An 18,120-nucleotide genomic window follows, 5' to 3' on the forward strand; every position below is an offset into this window, starting at 1 on the left:
CGGCGTGCTGTTCCGGTGCGGCTGGACGAGTCGGCGGTACGCGTCGATCCGGCGCCGGCCGGATTCGGGCTTCCGCTGCTGGCCCGGCCGGAGCGGCCCGGAGTCCCGCTCGTCGAGTACGTCCGGACGCACCCGGAGGCCGTACGCCGCTGGCTGGACCGGGCCGGTGCGGTGATGTTCCGGGGCTTCGGGGTGACCCTGGACGGCCTCGGACCGGTCACCACGGCGCTGGCCGGTACCCCGGAGGCGTACGTCGAGCGGTCGACGCCGCGTACCGAACTCGCCGACCGGGTCTACACCGCCACCGACCACCCCGCCGACCAGCGGATCCCGCTGCACAACGAGAACTCCTACCAGTGGCAGTTCCCCGGCCTGCTGGCCTTCTGCTGCCTGCGTCCCGCCACGTCGGGCGGGGCCACCCCGGTCGCCGACACCCGCCGGGTACTGGCCCGGATCCCGCCGGCCGTGCTGCGGCCGTTCGCCGAGCACGGAGTGCGGTACGTGCGCACCTTCGGCGCCGGGCTGGGACTGCCGTGGCAGGAGGTGTTCCAGACGGCGAGCCGCTCGGCGGTGACCGACTACTGCCGGAGCCGGGACATCGAGGTGGAGTGGCGGCCGGACGGCGTCCTGCGGACCTGTCAGGTACGCCCCGCCGTCGCCGTGCATCCCCGTACCGGTGCGCGGGTCTGGTTCAACCACGCGGCCTTCTTCCACCCGTACGCGCTACCGGCCGAGGTGCGGGAGGCGCTGCTGCGGCAGGTCGCCGAGGAGGACCTGCCGAACGTGGCCCGCTACGGTGACGGGCGCCGGATACCGCGCGGTGTGCTGGCCGAGCTGGTCGCGGCGTACGCGGCCGAACAGGTGGCGGTGCCCTGGGAAGCCGGCGACGTGCTGCTGGTGGACAACCTGCTGGCCGCGCACGGGCGGGAGCCGTTCTCCGGCGAACGACGTGTCGCGGTCACCATGGCCGGGCCGATCCGCTGGGCGGACGTGGCCGCGAGCCCGGACGGTGTCGGGTGAGCGGGACGCGGCCGGGCGCCGGAATCCTCGTCCCGGCGACCTTCCTGCACCGGGGACGTCTGCCGGCGGTCCGGTCCGGGTGGCAGGGTGGAGGATTCACCGCCCGGGCGGTCCGGGTCACCGGCCCGGTCTCCGAGCAGCGGCTCTGCGCCGCCGTCCGGGAGGTACACGCCGCGCTGCCCGCGCTGGGTGTCGGCCTGTTCGAGGTGGACGGTCGGCCGGGGTTGCGCCGCGACGGGGAGCTGGCGCTGCGCCGGCACGACGTCTCCGGGGCCGAGCCGGCGGCCCGGGAGGGGCGGTGCGTCGGGCTGCTGCTGGCGGACCGGGACCGGCAGCCGGATCCGGTCCGGGAGCCACTGGCCCGGTTCCACGTCGTACGGCTCGATCCCGGGGACCTGGTGCTGGGGCTGGTCGGGCACGAGCTGGTACTCGACGAACGCGCCCTCTACCTGGTGCTCGGCGCGGTGATGGAGGCGCTGCGGGGCCGGTTCCGCCGGGACGCCTACCGCGACTTCACCGAGCTCGGCGACTTCCACCCGCTCGACCCGGCCGCCGCCGAGAGCCGCCGCCGATGGTGGAGCCGGTGGTTCACTGCTTACCCGATGCCGCCCGCGCCCGGTCCGGCCGGATCCGAGCGGGCCGTCCGCCGGATGGTGGTCCCGGCCGACGAGTGGCGGGCGCTGGGCGACGCCGGTGGCGCGGTGCGCGACCATGGTTCGCTGGGAGTCGCGGCACTGGTCGCCTGGTGGCTGCGGCGCCGTGCCGGCCGACCGGACAGCGCCGCCTTCTCCACCGTGCTCGACCTGCGGGAGTACTTCGACCTCGGACCGATGGTCGGCCCGCTGACGGACCGCATCGTGTTCCGGATCGAGGAGCCCGGGACCGCCGCGCCGTCGTTCCGCGCGGTGCTCCGGGCGGCGCAGGTGGGCCTGATCCGGGCGGCGACGCACTACCTGCCGTACCCCGAGCTGGTGGAGCTGGGCGCCCGGCTGGGCCGGCTCAGGTCGCCCCGCACGGCCGCGCTCTGGGACGCCCACGTGCACCTGTGCCGGCATCCGTCGGCCACCGGCCGCAGCCGGGGCGAGGAACCGCTCGGCATCGGGGTCGAACACTTCGGCGAGGCCGAACTACTCGGCGTCGGTGCCCGGCCCGGACCGGACGGCTGGGACGGCACCAATCTCGACCTGCGGATCGGTGCGCTGGCCGGCGGCGACATGGCCCTGGTGCTGGACGCGAACCGACGGCAACCCGGCTACTCGGCCGACGAGTTGCTCGACGGGCTGCGCCGGGCGATGAGCACCGCGGCGGCGGACCCGGACGCCCCGCTGGAGACGACGTGACCCGACACGGAGGAGAGACGGTGACCCGGACGACGGAGCAGGACGAGCAGATCTACCACGTGGTCGTCAACGACGAGGAGCAGTACTCGATCTGGCCGGTCGACCAGGACCTGCCGGACGGCTGGCGGGCCGAGGGCCGGACCGGGCCGAAGTCCGAGTGCCTGGCCCACATCGACGAGGTGTGGACCGACATGCGCCCGCTGAGCCTGCGGCGGTACATGGCCGAACACGCCGACGACGCGCCGGTCGAGCCGGACCCGGTCGACGACGACCGGCCGACGCTGGTCGACCGGCTCTGTTCCGGCAGCCACCCGCTCCGGCTCAGCCTGGAGCCGGAGGCCGGGCCCGCCGCGTTGCGGGAGGCGCTGGACCAGGGGTACGTCTTCGTCCGCTTCGTCGGCACCGAGGGCGGGACGGAACTGGGTGTCCGGGTCGATCCGGACCGTACCGACCTGACCGGTGGCGACCTCGCGGCGGGCACCGGGCAGGTGCGGATCGTCGGGACGCTGAACCTGGACTTCGAGCCGGTGCGCTGCCTGACCCGGATCGACCTGGCGACGCTCGACGGCGAGGGCCACCTGGAGCGACTCGGAGAGTCCTGAGCCGGGTCACGGTCGCGAGCGGAGAGGGGTACCCGTGCGTCGGACATGTTTCTTCGCCCAGTTGCAGCTACCCGGCCTGGGCGACCTCGTGCAGCGCAACATCCTGCTCGGGGTGCTCCGGCGGGCCCATCCAGGCGCCTCGGTGACCCTCGTGGTCGGCACCGGCCTGGCCGAGCGGTACGCCGACCTGCTGCCCCGGCACGTGTACGCGGAGGACCTGATGCGCTGTCCCGACCCCGGCGACACCACACCGGAGCACTGGCGGGCGTTCCTGGCCGAGCTGGCCGACCGGCGGTTCGAGCTGTGCGTGGTCGACCCGGGGTCGCACACGCTCGGCGCCGGGCACGCCGAGCGGGCCAGGATTCCCCGGCGGGTCGGCGTAGCGCGCGGCCGGGCGTCGGACCGGCAGCTCAGCCATCCGGTACGGCTGCCGCCACCACTGCTCGGCGTCTCGGACCTGTACGAGTACGCCAACGCCTTCGCCCGGGCGCTCGGGGCCCGGCCGTTGCGTCCGGCGGAGGTGGTTCCGGACCTGCCCCGGCAGCCGGAGAAGGTCCCCGAGCTGGACGCTCCCGGGCCGCGGATCGGGGTGCATCCCGGCGGCCAGCCGCACTGGAACCGTCGATGGCCCCTGGACCGGTACGCCGAACTCTGCGTCCGGCTCGTCGCCGACCTCGGCGCCAGCCTGTACCTGCTCGGCGCGGACGGGGAGCGGGCGGAACTCGCCGAACTGCGCGACCGGATCACGGCGGCGGTTCCGGCGGCCGTGCCGCATGTCGAGGCCGGCGGCGCGCTGAACCGCACCGCCAACCTGGTGGCCGGGCTGGACCTGCTGGTCGGCAACGACTCCGGTCTGGCCCACCTGGCCGCGGCGGTCGGCACGTCGACGGTGGTGCTCTACGGACCGACCGGCACGGAACCGCTCTGGGCCCGGGTCTACCCGCGCCACCGCGGCGTCTCGCTGCACTACCCCTGTCAGGCGATCCGGCACGAGCCGGACCAGGCGGCCGGACGGCGCTGCGCGCACGGGTGCGTCGTGCGCTACCAGGGGCCCCGAGGCCCGTACCCGAGGTGCCTGGTGGACCTCGACGTCGACCGGGTGTGGGCGGCGACCACGGCTCAACTGCGAGCCCAGCAGAGGTCAGGAGGCGGCCATGTCCGGTGACCGGCCCTCGACGGGAGCGGTCCGCACCATCCTGTCGATCAACTTCAACCACGACGGCTCGGCCGCGCTGCTCGCCGACGGGCGGCTGCGGGCGTACGTGAACACCGAACGGTTCTCCCGGATCAAGAAGCACCCCGGGCTGCGCTCCGCGGACCTGGACGAGCTGCTCGACCAGGCCGGAGTCACGCTCGCCGACGTCGACCACGTGCTGCTGTGCAACCTGCACAACATGGACTCCCCGGACATCGCCGCACTGCACGGCTCGGACCTCAAGGACACCTGGCTGGAGTTCTGGGTGAACCAGGACAACAGCCTGGTCGACATCCGGGGCAGGCGCATCCGGTGCACGGTGAACCCGGACCACCACCTGATCCATGCCGCGACGGCGTACTTCACGGCGCCGTTCGAGTCGGGGGTGGCGCTGGCGATCGATCCCACCGGCTGCCGCGCCTTCCTCGGCCGGGGAAACCGGCTCTATCCGATGCTGTCGGACTTCGACTCGTGGTTCAACACGAACGTCGGCTACTGCGACGTGGCGAACTACCTCTTCGGGTCCAGCATCGTCGGCGCCGGCAAGGTGATGGCACTCGCCCCGTACGGCCGGCCGGACGGGGTGGAGCCGGACGTCCCGGAGCCGGAGCGCCCCCGGTCGTTCCGGCAGTTGCTGGAGCTGGCCGAGAAGGAGCCGCGGTACGTCAGCGTGCAGGGCCGGGAACTGAACGCGACGCTCGCCTACCACATCCAGGCCGGCCTGGAGCGGCAGGTGTCGGCGGTGTTCCGGGAGTTGGCCGGGCTGGCCCGCCGTAACGGAGTGGAGCCGGCCATCGCGCTCTCCGGCGGTACCGCGCTGAACGCCATCGCCAACCAGTTGGCCTTCGCCGGATCCGACCTCGACCGGATGCACCTGCACCCCGCCTGCGGCGACGACGGCACGGCGATCGGCGCCGCGCTCTGGTACTGGCACCACGTGCTCGACCAGCCGAGAGCGGAGTACACGGCCGCCGAGCTGATGTACTCGGCCCGGGAGTATCCGGCGCCGGTCGTGCGGAGGGCCCTCGACGAGTACGCCGACCAGATCGAGGTCGAGCAGCTCGGCGGGTACGTGGACCGGGCGGCCGCGCTGCTGACCGAGGGGGCCGTGGTCGGCTGGTTCGACGGCGGCGGCGAGGTCGGCCCACGGGCGCTGGGCCACCGCAGCATGCTGGCCGATCCCCGCGATCCCGGCGTGCAGCACCGGATCAACTCGACCGTGAAGTTCCGGGAACACTTCCGGCCGTTCGCGCCGGCGGTGCGCGACGAGCGGTCGACCGAGTGGTTCGGCATCCGGGACAGCCCGTTCATGCTGCGGGCGGCACCGGTGCTCCGGCCCGGGGTGCCCGGCATCACCCACGTGGACGGCACCGCCCGGTTGCAGACCGTCGCCCGGTCGGACAACCCCGCCTACTACGACCTGATCCACGCCTTCGAACGGCGTACCGGAGTGCCGATGCTGCTCAACACCAGCCTGAACACCAGGGGGGAGCCGATGGTCGAGACACCCGGGGACGCGCTGCGTACCCTGCTCAACTCCCGGCTGGACTACCTGGTGCTGCCCGGCTACGTCGTCCGGCGGAGGGCGGCGGGATGACCGGCCAGGACCCGGGCGGGCGGTCCGGCCCGCCGACACCGGCCCGGCTGATGGAGGCGGTGGCCGAGGCGGTCGCCGACCGCACCGACCGGTCGCTGGAGCTGTACGTCAACGTGCCGTTCTGCGCGACGAAGTGCCACTTCTGCGACTGGGTGACCGACATACCGGTCCGGCAGCTCCGCTCCGATGTCGACGGTCGCCGCCCCTACCTGGCGGCCCTGCGCGCGCAGATCGGCTTCTACGGGCCGCTGCTCACCGGGCTCGGCTACCGGCCACAGGTGATGTACTGGGGCGGCGGCACGCCCACCCGGCTGGAGCCGGCCGAGATGCGCCTGGTCCGGGACGCGCTCGACGAGGCGTTCGACCTCTCCGACCTGGTGCAGTGGTCGGTGGAGACCACCCCCAACGACCTCACCGACGACCGGCTCGCGGCGATGCGGGCGCTCGGGGTGACCCGGGTGAGCGTCGGGGTGCAGTCGCTCGATCCGCACCAGCTCCGCCGGGCGGGCCGGGGGCACACCCGGGAGCAGGCGGTGGCGGCGGTCGGGGCGTTGCGCAGGGCCGGCATCGACAACTTCAACATCGACCTGATCAGCAGTTTCCCCACCGAGAGCGGGCCGGACGAGCTGGCCAGGACGCTGGACGAGGTGCTCGGGATGGACCCGCCGCACGTCTCGGTCTATCCGTACCGGGCCACTCCGAAGACGGTGATGGCGATGCAGCTCGATCGGGACCGGCTGCGTGCCTGGGACGTCCGGAGCATGGTCCGGGCGTACGAGTTGGCGATGCGGATGCTGACCGAGGCCGGGTACCACGAGTACTGCCACGGGTACTGGGTGCGGCACCCGGAGCACGAGGACCTCGACGGCAACTACAAGTACGACCTGGCTGGCGACAAGATCGGCTTCGGCAGCGGGACGGAGTCCATCCTCGGCCACCACCTGCTGCTCAACGAGAACGCCCGGTACGCCGACTACCTGCGGGCGCCGCGCGAGTTCGGGCTGGTGGAGAGGTTTTCGCTGGCCCGGCCGCAGCGGCTGACCGCGCTCGTCGGCGGGGCACTGATGACCCGGGAGGGGGTCGACTACGGCCGGTTCCACCGGCTGACCGGGCTGCACTTCGCAGACCTGCGCGAGACTCCGCACTTCGCCTCCTGGCTCGGCCTGCTGGCGGAGTGCGGTGGCCGGTTCGTCGAGGACGCGGTCGGGTTCCGGATGGATCGCGAGGTCATCCACGAGGCGTACATCACGCACCTCGCGTACACGATGTCGCACGGGTTGGCGCTGGCCCGGGGTTAGCGGTGGCCCGACGGCGCAGGAAGGAGTACCGATGGCAACCACAACCGTACGATGGCCGGAGGTCGTCCGCCGGTCCTACTCGCAACTGGTCGACGCCCTGAGCACGGAGGGCGCGCCCGAGGTCGCCCGGCAGTGCGCCGACCTCGCGGTGGAGCAGGGTGTCTGGCGCCACCCGCTGCAACGACCCGTGCACTACCTCTCGTCGTTGCCGCCCCGCCCGGTCTACGACCCGGCCGACTTCTGGTTCTGCGCCTACCTGGAAGAGAACTACCCGCAGATCCGCGCGGAGCTGGACGCGGTCACCGACCCCGCCGCGTCCGGCTTCCTCCCGGTCGAGGAGTCGATGCTGGGCGCCGGCCGCTGGGAGGAGATCACGTTCTACGAGGCGGGGCACCGGTTCGACGACACCTGCGCCAGGTTTCCGGTCACCTCGTCGATCGTTGAGGGCATCCCGGAGGCCGCGGCGGCGGGCATCGGCGTGGTGACGCTCTCCTGGCTGTACCCGGGCACCCGGATCGTGCCGCACTGCGGCGGATCCAACGCCCGGCTGCGGGTCCACCTCGGGCTTCAGGTGCCGGACGGTGCCCGGCTCCGCGTCGGTGACCAGGTCCTCGGCTGGCAGGAGGGCCGGTGCATCGTCTTCGACGACTCGTTCGAGCACGAGGTGTGGCACGACGGAGACCGGCCCCGGGTGGTGCTGCTGATGGACGTGTGCCACCCGGAACTCGACCCGGCCGACCGGGACGTGATGCTGGCCGGCCGGATCTCGTTCGAGGAGCGGGCCACCAGGTTCCTCGCCGAGCACGGCCTGTCCCGGGTGCAGCTCGGGGACGCCGAGGAGGTACGGGTCGAACTCGACCAGCCGAGTGCCCGCCAGGTCAGCCGCTATCTGCGCGGCTACGGTGCGGACAGCGTCGAGCTGCGCGACGGCAGACTGCTGTTCCAGCCCGACAGTGCGGCGGCCGGCGAGGACCGGACGGCGGTGGACCGGTGAGCGGAGCCGGGGGCGGCCAGGCTGGTGGCGCCCCGGCCTCTCGGGACGCCGCCGGCTGGAGCGCGCTGGACCATGCGGCCGGCCGAGGGGACCTGGCCGGACTCGGCCGGCTGCTGGCGGACGGGGCCGACCCGCTCGACGCGGGGCCCGACGGCCGGACCGCGTACGACATCGCGCTCGCCGCGGGGCACCTGGCGGCGGCCACCGCACTGCGCGCGGCGGAGCCCTCCGAGCCGGGCACCGCGCCGGACCACGCGTGGCGGCCGTACTGCCGGGCGTACCGCCGCGGCGAGCTGGCGGGCTTTCCGGGCTGGCCGGACGGGCAGCACGACGACGAGGTCGTGTACGTCCACGACGACCTGACGGTCACCCGCTCCGGCTGGCACGGCGAGGACGTGCTCTTCGCGAGCACCTCCCCGGAGTGGGCGCGGTACTGCCGCGAGAGCCTGGGATTCGTCGTCCCGGACGACCTGAGCCTGGCCGTCCCGCACGCAGCCGTCGACGACGAGGGTGAGTCCGATGGAACCGGCGACTGACCGCCGATCGGCGGCGCGGCAGGCGGACCGGCCGATGGCGCCGGAGCTGGTGGCCCGGCTGCGCAAGCAGTACGAGGGCCTGATCAGCGACCTGCTCGGTGAGGGACTGACCGACTCCGGGTACGCGGTCGCCGACACGGCCGTCGCGCAGGGTCTGTGGCCGGAGCGGCTGCACCGGCCGATCGAACTGCATCCGACCACGCAGAGCCGGCCCTTCCTCGACCCGGCCGACTTCTGGTTCACCTCGCACCTGGAACGGCACTGGGACCTGATCCGGGCCGAGATCGACGCGATCGAGGAACCGGCCCGCGCGGGCTTCTCCACCGCCGGAATGGACGGCTCCAGCGTGCGGGGTGGCCGATGGCACCAGTTGATGCTCTGGGACCGGGGGCGCCGGTTCGAGCGGGCCTGCGGGCTGCTGCCCGGTACCGCCGAGGTGCTCTCCGCGATCCCGGACGTGACCGCCCGGGGGACCGGGTTCGTGATGGTGTCCTGGCTGGAGCCCGGCACCTGGATCGCACCACACTGCGGACCGACGAACGTGAAGGCGCGGACCCACTTCTGTGTCCGGGGTGACGCCCGGGCCCGGATCCGGGTCGGCGACCAGGTACGCGGCTGGGACGAGGGCCGGTGCTTCGTCTTCGACGACTCGTACGAGCACGAGGTCTGGCACGACGGCGAGGTGCCGAGGGTGGTGCTGATCCTCGACGCTCCGAACCCGTACCTGGTCGACGGCGAGCGGGTGGTGCGGCAGGAGCAGGCGAACCGGGCGGACGAGATGCTCACCTTCATGACCGCCATGCGGCTGCGCCGGATCACCCGGGTGGGCGCGGACGTGAAGGTCACCTTCGCGCCGTCGATGGTCGAGTTCATCCGGTCGTACCTGGAGACCCGGCAGCTCGAGTCGGTGGAGCTGCGCCAGGGCGTACTGCGGGTGCGGGCGGCCGCCACGCCCGGCGGCGAGGGCTGAGGCCGGAGGCGGGAGTGGGGGTGCGGATGCGGACGGAATCGAACCGGGTGTCGGTGGTGCGCGCCGTGGCGGCGTACGCCCGGACGGCCCCGGACACGCTGGCCGTGGACGAGCCGGGCATGGCGCTGACCTACCGGGAACTGGCCGGGCAGGCGGCCGGGCTGCAGCGCGCCCTGCGGGAGGCGGGCGTCGCCCCGGGCGAGATCGTGCCGGTGGCCGGGCTGAGCCTTGGCGACGTGGCGGTCGCCTCGGTCGCGGCGGCCGGGCTGGCGGTGCTGCCGTACCCGCTGGACCTCGGCGCCGACCTCGCCGCGCGGCTGGATCTGGTCGGTGCCCGCGTGGTCGTCCTCGCCGGTTATCCCGCCGGGCACTGGCTCGGCGACCGCACGGTGATCCAGCTCGACGAGCTGACCCCGGGCGGCGAGCTGGCCGACGTGGGCGGCGGGACGGCCGTGGCGGTCGACTCCGAGCGGCACGACGCCGTCGTCGTGCTCCGCCCGGACGGCTTCGGCGCGTCGGTCGCCGCCCTGGCCGAGCGGCTCCGCCTCGGCAGCACCGACCGGGTGCTGACGGCTGCCCTGCCGCACACCGACGTCACCCTGCTGACCCTGCTGGCCATCCTGCTCCGCGGCGGTACGGCGGTGTCGGCCGGCCGGCCGGTCGTCGAGGGTGACCGGTTGCGCCGGATCGTCGAGCGGCACCGGGTGACGGTGCTGGCCGCGCCGCCGCGCGCGGTCGGCGTACTGGCCGAGACCGCCGCCGACGACGGCATCCAGCTCTCCGGCCTGCGGCTGGTGCTGCTGTTGCGGGACCGGATACCGCGCTGGCTGCCGGCGGTGTTGGACCTGGTCACCCGGCGGGACCGGGAGCTGGTGGTGGCCTGGGGCGCCGCCGAGGCCGGGGTGATCGCGGCGACCGGCGGCCTCGACGAGGTGCTCGGGGAGCCGCTTGGCGAACAGCGGATCGAGGTCGGTCCGGACAGCTCGGCGGGCTCCACCGAGCTGTGCTGTGTCGGGCCGTCGGTGGCGGCCGGGTACGTCGGCCGTCCCGACCTGGACGGTCGCCACTTCGACACCGGTCCGGACGGCGGACGCCGCTACCGGACCGGGGTTCCGGCCCGGGTCCTGCCGGACGGCCGGATCCGGCCGCTGCACGGGCGCCTGCCGGACGCCCCGGGCTCCGCAGCCCCGGGCGCCCAGCACTCCGCCGGCCCGGACGGCCCGGGCTCTGCCGGACCGGACGCCCAGCACTCCGCCGGACCGGCCGACCCGGCTGAGGTGGAGGTGGTGGCCGAGACCTGGGGCGACGTCCGGCTGGCGCGGGTCGTGACGGCGCCGGACGGCGAGTTGGTGCTCTACGTCGAGACCGCCAGCGGTGCCCGGGTGGACGGCGGGGCGCTGCGGGGGTACCTGCGCGGCCGGGTGCCACCGGAGTGGTCGCCGGCCCGGGTCGTCGCCGTCCCGACCCTGCCGGTGACCCCGTCCGGAGTGGTGGACCGCGCCCGGCTCGCCGCCATGGCGACGTCGACCGGCCCGGACACGCCCGCCGAGCCGGATAGCGGGCCGACGGCGGGGAGCGGCGCGGCGCGGATCCTGCGGACCGTCGCCCGGGGGCTCGGAGTGGCCAACCTCGGCCTGCGGACCAACCTGTTCGAGGTCGGCGCCACCTCGCTGGAGATCATCCGGGCGGTCGCCCAGTTGGAGACGGACCTGGAACTCGACGTGGACCTGGAACGGCTGCTCGACGCACCGTACGTGCAGACACTGATCGACCAGTACCAGGAGACGGTCCGGGACGGCGGGCCGCCGGCCGGGGGAGGGGGCGACGGATGATCGTCGTTGGCGTCTCCGCGTTCTACCACGACTCCGCGGTGGCGGTGGTGCAGGACGGCCGGCTGGTCGCCGCGGCGCAGGAGGAGCGGTTCACCCGCCGCCGGTACGACCGCGACGTGCCGCTCTACGCGTACCGCTCCTGCCTGGACGAGGCCGGGATCGGCCCGGCCGACGTCGACTGTCTCGCCTACTACGAGAACCCGGTCCGGAAACTCAGCCGGCAGCTCTGGATGGAGCTGCCCGGAATGGGCGCTGGCGACGGGCCGGCACACGTGCTGGACGCGAGCCATCCGGAGCGGCAGATCCGGGAACGGCTCGGGTACGACGGCCGGTTCCTCGCCGTCGAGCACCACGAGGCGCACGCGGCGAGCGCCTTCTACTGCTCCGGCTACCGGGAGGCCGCGCTCTTCACCGCCGACGCGGTCGGCGAGTGGACCACCACGAGCTACGGCGCGGGCGACGACGACGGTATCCGCCTGCTCGAGGACGTGCCGTTCCCGCACTCGCTCGGCCTGCTGTACAGCGCGCTCACCTCGTATCTGGGGTTCTCGGTGAACAGCGACGAATACAAGGTGATGGGCCTGGCCTCGTACGGCCGGCCGAGGTACCGCAGCGCGCTGGACCAGGTGGTCAGCTCCGGTCCCGGCGGCCAGTTCCGGCTGGACACCCGCTACCTGGCCCCGCAGGCCGGCGGCCGGCTGTACACCCCCGAGCTGGCGGAACTGCTCGGCGTGCCACCGCGCGCCCCGGGCGGCGACCTCACCCCGGCGCACCGTGACCTGGCCAGCAGCGTCCAGTCCCTGCTGGAGGAACTGCTGCTGGAAAAGCTCGACCACCTCTACCAGCTCCGACCCTCGGACAACCTGTGCTACGCCGGTGGTGTGGCGCTGAACTGCGTGGCGAACACCAGGCTGCGGCGGCGGGCGAAGTTCCGCGACTGGTTCGTCCCGCCGGCACCGGGCGACGCGGGATCCGCGGCCGGCGCGGCGCTGCTGGTGCACCACCGCCTGACCGGCACCCGCCGGCTCGCCCGGTTGACCGACGCCCGGCTGGGCCCGGCACACCGGGGAACCGTACTCGCCGAGGTGCTGACCGCCGCCGGCGTCGAGTACCAGGACTTCACCGGCCGTGAGCCGGAGCTGCTGGACCGGGTGGCGGAGCTGCTCGCCGGTGGCGCGATCGTCGGCTGGCACCAGGGCCGGATGGAGTTCGGGCCCCGGGCGCTGGGCGGTCGCTCGATCCTGGCCGATCCCCGCGATCCGGGGATGCGGGACCGGATCAACCGGCTGGTGAAGAAGCGCGAGGAGTTCCGCCCGTTCGCGCCGGCCGTCGTCGCGGAGCGGGCCGCCGACTTCTTCGACCTGGACGTACCGTCGCCGTTCATGCTGGAGACCGTCGCGGTACGCGCCGGCACCGCGCTGCCCGCGATCACCCACGTGGACGGCTCCGCCCGGGTGCAGACCGTCGACCGGCACGTCGACCCGCGCTTCCACCGGCTGCTGATCCGGTTCGGCGAGCTGACCGGTACGCCGCTGCTGCTGAACACCTCGTTCAACGTGGCCGGCGAGCCGATCGTGTGCGACGAGGTCGACGCGCTCTCCTGCTTCGTCCGGGCCGGCGTGGACGCCCTCGCCGTCGGTGACCTGCTGGTGCGGCGGGAGGCGGTGCCCCCGGTGTGGTCGCGGCACCTGAGCCGCTCGGCCGGGCCCCGGCGGGTCGACACCCACAACGACAGCTACACCTTCTTCGTCTAGGAGGCGTGTGTGGACCCACACCGGAACGCGATCCGGGCCGCCGACGACCTGGCCGAGCTGCTGGGCGACGAGCGGGGTGCCGCGACGATCCGGGCCCTGCGGACGTTCTCCGACGCGTACCGGCGGTCCTCCGGCGGGCGGCGCGGCATCGGGCGGCCCGGGTTCCCGGTCCGGCCCGGCCGGATCGGCGTCTGGGACATCGTCGAGACGGACCTGGGTCGGGGGCTCCGGCGCCGTACCGGGATAGCGCCCGGGGAGAGCAGCACCTGGTCGGCGGTCGAGCAGGTGCCGGGCAAGGGAGGCCGGCAGCGCGTGGTGCTGGTGGGCGAGTCGGCGGCCCGGGGCTACCTGCTGGATCCGGTCTTCAATCCCGCGTTCGCTCTGCAACGGCGGCTGGACGCCGTACCGGACGGGGCCGGGTTCCAGTGTGTCGACCTCGCGCACACCAGCGTCGACGTGGCGCACCTGCGGCACCTGGTCCGGTCGGCGGCGCACCTGGAGACCGACGTCCTGGTGATGTTCGCCGGCAACAACTGGACGATCTCGGCGTACGACCTCGCCGGTCCGGAGGATCCGGCCCTGCTGGCCGGGGGACTGCGCGGGGAGGGCTATCCGGGAATGCGCCGGGTGACCCTCGACCGGATCCTGCTGCCGCAGGTGGACGAGCTGCTCGCCGACCTGCTGCGGCTGCGGGACCGCGCCGGTACCCGCCTCGTCGTCGTGGTACCCGAGTTCAACCTGGCCGGCTGGTCGCCGATCGGCCCGGTGGATGCGGTCGACGTGCCGATGCTGCCCGACGACGCGCTGTCGGGCTGGTACGGGTTGCGGGCCCGGGCGGTGTCGGCGGCACGTGCCGGGGCGTGGGCCGAGGTGCGTACCGCCGCGGCGGCGATGACCGAACTCGACGGCGGGCTGAGCCCGGTGCCGGGGTACCTGCTCGGTTCCGCGCTGGCGGCCGAGGGCGACCACGGCGGTGCCCGGGCCGCGTACGAGCAGGCCCGGGACAGCCTCTGCGGGCTGGTGGTGAAGTACCTGCCCCGGACTCCCCGGGTGGTGCAGGACCGGCTCGTCGAGTTCTGCGCGGCCAACGACGTCGACTGCGTCGACCTGCGCCGGCTACTGGGCCGGGCGGACGCACCCGAGCTGCCCGATCCGGAGTACTTCCTCGACTACTGCCATCTCAGCGACACCGGCATCGAGCGCACGATGGCGGCGGTGGCGGAGCGGTTGACCGGCCGTCCGAGTCCGGCGGCCGGCGTTGTGCCGCCGGTGGACGGCTGGACCCGGGCGGTGAGCCTGGTGCTGGCCGCCACCTACAACTCGTTTTGCGGCCAGCCACGGGAGGTGGTGCACGGATATCTGCGCCGCGCGCTCGACGCCTCCGGGCGGGTGCGCGAGCTGATGGCGGCGCTGGAGCGGCTGCTGGCCCGCCCGGGGCCGGTCTGGGCCAGCCCGGACCTGGCGGTGCTGGCCCGGGAGCCGAACGCCTCGGTGATGTTCGAGCGGCTCAGCGACTACCGGCCGCACCAGTCCCGGCTGTGGACGCTGCGGGAGGCGCTGGCCGAGGTCCTCGGCGCCGGCCCGGTGACCGTGGCCGCGGCGGGTGCGGCAGCGGAGGCCGAGCTGCTCGACATCTCCAGCACGATGCTGGGGGTGGGCGCGGTGCGCAACTACACCGCGCCGCGCTGCTACCTCCAGGCGAACCTGCGGGCCACCGAGGTCCGGTTCGCGTTGCCGGCGCCGACCGCCGGCACGCTCCGGGTGACCCACCGGCGGCGCGGCGGTGCCGGTGATCCGGTACGCCTCGACGTGAACGGCACGGAACTGGGCCGGTTCGTCTCCGGCACCGGTTGGTCCGACAGCGAGTTCGCCGTGCCGGCGGCGGTCACCGGTGCCGGAGTGAACGTCGTCCGGCTGACCTGGCCCGGTCCGGCGGTGAGCCTGGCGGACCGGGTACGCGCCGACGTCGATGCCCTGAGCCGGGGTGAGCCGCCGTACGTCCTGCCGCTCTTCGGCGAGCTGTACAGTATGAAGTTCTGTCCTGACCAGGCGGAGGAAGACAGCGTTGGACCTGCTCACTGAGCATTTTCGACTGACCTCGCTCGATCTCGACCGCGACCTGGGCGACCTGCACGAGGCGTACGCCGACCCGCTGGTGATGGGCGCGTGGCTGCACCAGGACGCGTCGGCCGACCTCGACGAGACCCGGCGCCGACTGGTTGAACGGCGCGACGCGGACGGCGCCCGGCTCTGGTCGGTCCGGCGGCACGGCTCCGAGACGGTGCTCGGCCTGGTCGAGCTGATCGGCGGCACCACCCCGCCGGGACTGTCCTGGATGCTGCGCCGGGCGGCCTGGCGGCAGGGGGTGATGGGGGAGGCGGCGCCGGCCGTGGTGGAGCACCTCCTCGGGGCGGGCGGCCTGGGCCGGGTGGAGGCCTGGGCGGAGCGCGGCAACATCGCCTCGATCCGGGTGGCCCGGCGCTGTGGTCTCGCCGAGCGGGGACGGTTCGCCGCCCGGCACCCGGACGGGCGACCCTACGAGACGGTGGTGCTGGGCCGGCTCCGGGCGGACCGGCCACAGCAGTTGTACGCGGCCGAGGCGGTCCTTCCGGTCCGGGACGTGTCGGCGACGCTGGAGTTCCTCTGCGCCGCGCTCGGCTGTGAGGTCGGCTTCGTCGCCGGTGACCCGCCGTTCCGGGCCGGTGTCCGGACGGGGCCGTGGACCAGCAGCCTGGGATTCCAGTTGATCTCGGCCGGCGATCGGCCGCAGATCGCCCCGGCCATGGTCTACCTGCACTGCGGTGCGCCGGTCCGGGATCTACAGGCCCGGGTCGAGGCGGCCGGTGGCCGGCTCGACGGGCCGGCCGAGGAGATGCCGTGGGGGCGGACGGAGTTCCGCCTCCGGCTGCCGGAGGGCCATGCGCTGGTGGTGAGCGGGCCCGGCTGACCGAGAGGGTGGATGCCCGTTGTCCGACGACCAACTCTGGCTGCACACGTTCGGCCCGGCCGAGGCGCCGATCCGGCTGGTGTGCGTACCGCACGCCGGTGCCGGGATGTCCCACTTCGCCGGCTGGCGCTCGCTGCTGCCGGGCGACGTCGCGCTCGACGCGGTGCAGCTCCCGGGTCGGGAGGGGCGCTGGCGCGAGCGACCGCTGACCGACCTGGCGACCGCGGCCGAGATACTCGCCCCGTACGTACTCGCCCGCGCCGGGCGGGCCCCGGTGGTCCTCTTCGGACACAGCATGGGCGGGCTGCTGGCGTACGCCCTCGCCGGGCTGCTGGCGGCGGCCGGTCGGCCGGCCGCGCACGTCGTCGTCTCCGGCTGCCAGCCCTCGGACCGCCCACTGCCCCGGCGGCGCATCGGCCACCTCCCGGACGACGACTTCGTGGCAGCGATCGGCGGGCACGGCGGCCTGCCGACCGAGCTGGCGGCGTCGGCGCGGCTGATGGAGCTGTTCCTGCCGACGCTCCGCGCCGACGTGCGGATGGCCGAGGCGTATTTTCCCGACCCGGCCCGCCCGCTGCACTCTCCGTTGACCGCCTTCGGCGGCGACCGGGACACCCGGGTTCCCTGGGCGGCGGTCCGCGAGTGGCGGCACTACACCGTCGGCGGCTTCGCCGAACGGCTCTTTCCCGGACCGCATCTGTTCATCCGTCCGGCCCAGGACGAGGTGGTCGCGGCGGTCCGGGCCGTGCTGGAAGGGGTGCGACGGTGACCGGAGGCGGATACCTCGCCGGGCGGCGGGTGACGGTGACCGGCGGCGCGTCGTTCATCGGATCGCATCTGTGCGAGGCGCTGGTGGCGGCCGGTGCGGTGGTCCGGGTGGCGGACGACTTCTCCAGCGGTTCGATGGCGAACCTCGACGCGGTAGCCCGCGACGTGGAGATCCGCCGTCTCGACCTGCGCCGGCCGGAGGCCGCCGCCGAGGCGTGTGCCGGGGCCGAACTGGTCTTCCACCTGGCCGCCGCGCACGGTGGCCGGGGCTACATCGACAGCCACCCCGCCGCCTGTGCCGAGAACATGCTCGTCGACCAGCACGTCTTCCGGGCGGCGGTGCGCGCGGGCGTGGCGAAGGTCGTCTTCGCCTCGTCCGCCTGCGTCTATCCGGAAGGGCTGCAACGGGACGTGACGGTGCGTACCCGGCTGCGCGAGGACCTCGTCGGCCCGCCGTACGACCCGGACGGCCTCTACGGGATGGCCAAGCTCTGCGGGGAACTCGTGCTGCGCAGCCTCGCCCGGGAGCACGGCATCGGCGCGGCGGTCTGCCGGTACTTCACCGCGTACGGCCCCCGGTGCGGCGAGTCGCACGCCATCATGGCGATGATCGCCCGCGCGTTCGTCCGGGCCGACCCGTTCGAGCTGTGGGGCGACGGCGAGCAGATCCGCACCTGGATCCACGTCGACGACGTGGTCCGGATGACCCTGCTGGCGGCGCGGCGGGTCGACGACGGCGAGGCGGTGAACGTGGCCACCGAGGAGGAGCACACCGTCCGGGAGGCGGCGGAGATGGTGCTCCGGGCGACCGGGCACCGGGCGGCGATCCGGACCCGACCGGAGATGCCGACCGGACCGCTGTGCCGGACGGCGGACATCGGCCGGGCCCGGGCGCTGCTCGGCTACGCGCCACGGGTGACCCTGACCGAGGGGATCCGGCGCACCGTCGACTGGTACTTCGCGGCGAAGGAGCGCTCCGGGGTCGCGGAACGGCTCGACGCGCTGCTCGTCGAACGCGATTCGGCGGAGCTGGCCTGAGCGGATCGGCGCTCCCGGCGGTATGCGGCAGAGAGACCGGGGTCATAGTTCGTCCGGCCCGGCAGGGGCATCGACGCCCTTGATTCGACCGCGCCACTCTGGATAGGGTCCAGATACCGGCCGGTCACCTACCGCCGAACGGCCGGCGGACGTCGTCCAGGACGAGAGTTCGGCCACCCGCCCAGCGTGCGGGGCCGCCTCCGGAAGGCGTTCGGCGAACGGGGGTTCC

Annotated in this window: 14 protein-coding genes and 1 pseudogene; all 15 read left to right on the forward strand. The window is 73.9% G+C overall.

What is annotated here, in order from left to right:
* The first annotated feature begins 15 nt into the window (after positions 1-15).
* The 15 genes and pseudogenes from R6Y94_RS13540 to R6Y94_RS13610 all read left to right on the forward strand — a co-directional run bounded on the left by R6Y94_RS13540 (position 16) and on the right by R6Y94_RS13610 (position 17,891).
* Positions 16-1,020, forward strand: coding sequence for a TauD/TfdA family dioxygenase (locus tag R6Y94_RS13540; RefSeq protein WP_318396173.1), 1,005 nt, complete (start codon positions 16-18; stop codon positions 1,018-1,020).
* Positions 1,017-2,360, forward strand: a complete 1,344-nt coding sequence (locus tag R6Y94_RS13545) for a hypothetical protein (RefSeq protein WP_318396174.1) — start codon at positions 1,017-1,019, stop codon at positions 2,358-2,360. The genes R6Y94_RS13540 and R6Y94_RS13545 overlap by 4 nt, the downstream gene beginning before the upstream one ends.
* Positions 2,361-2,380: 20 nt before the next feature.
* Positions 2,381-2,593 (forward strand): annotated as a pseudogene (locus tag R6Y94_RS13550) (MbtH family protein); the annotation flags it as partial.
* Between the two features lie 403 nt (positions 2,594-2,996).
* Positions 2,997-4,127: a glycosyltransferase family 9 protein gene (locus R6Y94_RS13555; protein ID WP_318396175.1), complete on the forward strand. Its 1,131-nt coding sequence runs from the start codon at positions 2,997-2,999 to the stop codon at positions 4,125-4,127.
* The gene (locus R6Y94_RS13560) at positions 4,117-5,754 is read left to right on the forward strand and encodes a carbamoyltransferase C-terminal domain-containing protein (protein WP_318396176.1); all 1,638 of its coding nucleotides are present in this window, start codon (positions 4,117-4,119) and stop codon (positions 5,752-5,754) included. Before R6Y94_RS13555 ends, R6Y94_RS13560 begins: the two co-directional genes overlap by 11 nt.
* Positions 5,751-7,052, forward strand: coding sequence for a coproporphyrinogen-III oxidase family protein (locus R6Y94_RS13565; protein ID WP_318396177.1), 1,302 nt, complete (start codon positions 5,751-5,753; stop codon positions 7,050-7,052). The genes R6Y94_RS13560 and R6Y94_RS13565 overlap by 4 nt, the downstream gene beginning before the upstream one ends.
* 31 nt (positions 7,053-7,083) lie before the next feature.
* A complete protein-coding gene (locus R6Y94_RS13570; protein WP_318396178.1) occupies positions 7,084-8,046 on the forward strand; it encodes an aspartyl/asparaginyl beta-hydroxylase domain-containing protein in 963 nt (320 codons plus the stop codon).
* Positions 8,043-8,582: a hypothetical protein gene (locus tag R6Y94_RS13575; RefSeq protein WP_318396179.1), complete on the forward strand. Its 540-nt coding sequence runs from the start codon at positions 8,043-8,045 to the stop codon at positions 8,580-8,582. Before R6Y94_RS13570 ends, R6Y94_RS13575 begins: the two co-directional genes overlap by 4 nt.
* Positions 8,566-9,552, forward strand: a complete 987-nt coding sequence (locus R6Y94_RS13580) for an aspartyl/asparaginyl beta-hydroxylase domain-containing protein (RefSeq protein ID WP_318396180.1) — start codon at positions 8,566-8,568, stop codon at positions 9,550-9,552. The genes R6Y94_RS13575 and R6Y94_RS13580 overlap by 17 nt, the downstream gene beginning before the upstream one ends.
* A 26-nt stretch (positions 9,553-9,578) precedes the next feature.
* A complete protein-coding gene (locus R6Y94_RS13585) occupies positions 9,579-11,384 on the forward strand; it encodes a non-ribosomal peptide synthetase (RefSeq protein WP_318396181.1) in 1,806 nt (601 codons plus the stop codon).
* Positions 11,381-13,138, forward strand: a complete 1,758-nt coding sequence (locus tag R6Y94_RS13590) for a carbamoyltransferase (protein WP_318396182.1) — start codon at positions 11,381-11,383, stop codon at positions 13,136-13,138. The genes R6Y94_RS13585 and R6Y94_RS13590 overlap by 4 nt, the downstream gene beginning before the upstream one ends.
* Positions 13,139-13,147: 9 nt before the next feature.
* Positions 13,148-15,220 (forward strand): hypothetical protein, encoded by a 2,073-nt coding sequence (locus tag R6Y94_RS13595; protein ID WP_318396183.1) that lies wholly within the window; start codon positions 13,148-13,150, stop codon positions 15,218-15,220.
* On the forward strand, positions 15,204-16,085 hold the full coding sequence (locus R6Y94_RS13600; RefSeq protein ID WP_318396184.1) for a GNAT family N-acetyltransferase: 882 nt from the start codon (positions 15,204-15,206) through the stop codon (positions 16,083-16,085). The genes R6Y94_RS13595 and R6Y94_RS13600 overlap by 17 nt, the downstream gene beginning before the upstream one ends.
* 19 nt (positions 16,086-16,104) lie before the next feature.
* Positions 16,105-16,854: a thioesterase II family protein gene (locus R6Y94_RS13605; RefSeq protein ID WP_318396185.1), complete on the forward strand. Its 750-nt coding sequence runs from the start codon at positions 16,105-16,107 to the stop codon at positions 16,852-16,854.
* Positions 16,851-17,891: an NAD-dependent epimerase/dehydratase family protein gene (locus R6Y94_RS13610; protein WP_318396186.1), complete on the forward strand. Its 1,041-nt coding sequence runs from the start codon at positions 16,851-16,853 to the stop codon at positions 17,889-17,891. The genes R6Y94_RS13605 and R6Y94_RS13610 overlap by 4 nt, the downstream gene beginning before the upstream one ends.
* Positions 17,892-18,120 lie beyond the last annotated feature (229 nt).

The organism is Plantactinospora sp. KLBMP9567, from assembly GCF_033446045.1.
Lineage (GTDB): Bacteria > Actinomycetota > Actinomycetes > Mycobacteriales > Micromonosporaceae > Plantactinospora.

Bases quoted from the DNA above. Each gene is read 5' to 3' on its own strand.
- R6Y94_RS13570 (WP_318396178.1), top strand. From the start codon at position 7,084: ATGGCAACCACAACCGTACGATGGCCGGAGGTCGTCCGCCGGTCCTAC.
- R6Y94_RS13585 (WP_318396181.1), top strand. From the start codon at position 9,579: ATGCGGACGGAATCGAACCGGGTGTCGGTGGTGCGCGCCGTGGCGGCG.
- R6Y94_RS13565 (WP_318396177.1), top strand. From the start codon at position 5,751: ATGACCGGCCAGGACCCGGGCGGGCGGTCCGGCCCGCCGACACCGGCC.
- R6Y94_RS13590 (WP_318396182.1), top strand. From the start codon at position 11,381: ATGATCGTCGTTGGCGTCTCCGCGTTCTACCACGACTCCGCGGTGGCG.
- R6Y94_RS13580 (WP_318396180.1), top strand. From the start codon at position 8,566: ATGGAACCGGCGACTGACCGCCGATCGGCGGCGCGGCAGGCGGACCGG.
- R6Y94_RS13560 (WP_318396176.1), top strand. From the start codon at position 4,117: ATGTCCGGTGACCGGCCCTCGACGGGAGCGGTCCGCACCATCCTGTCG.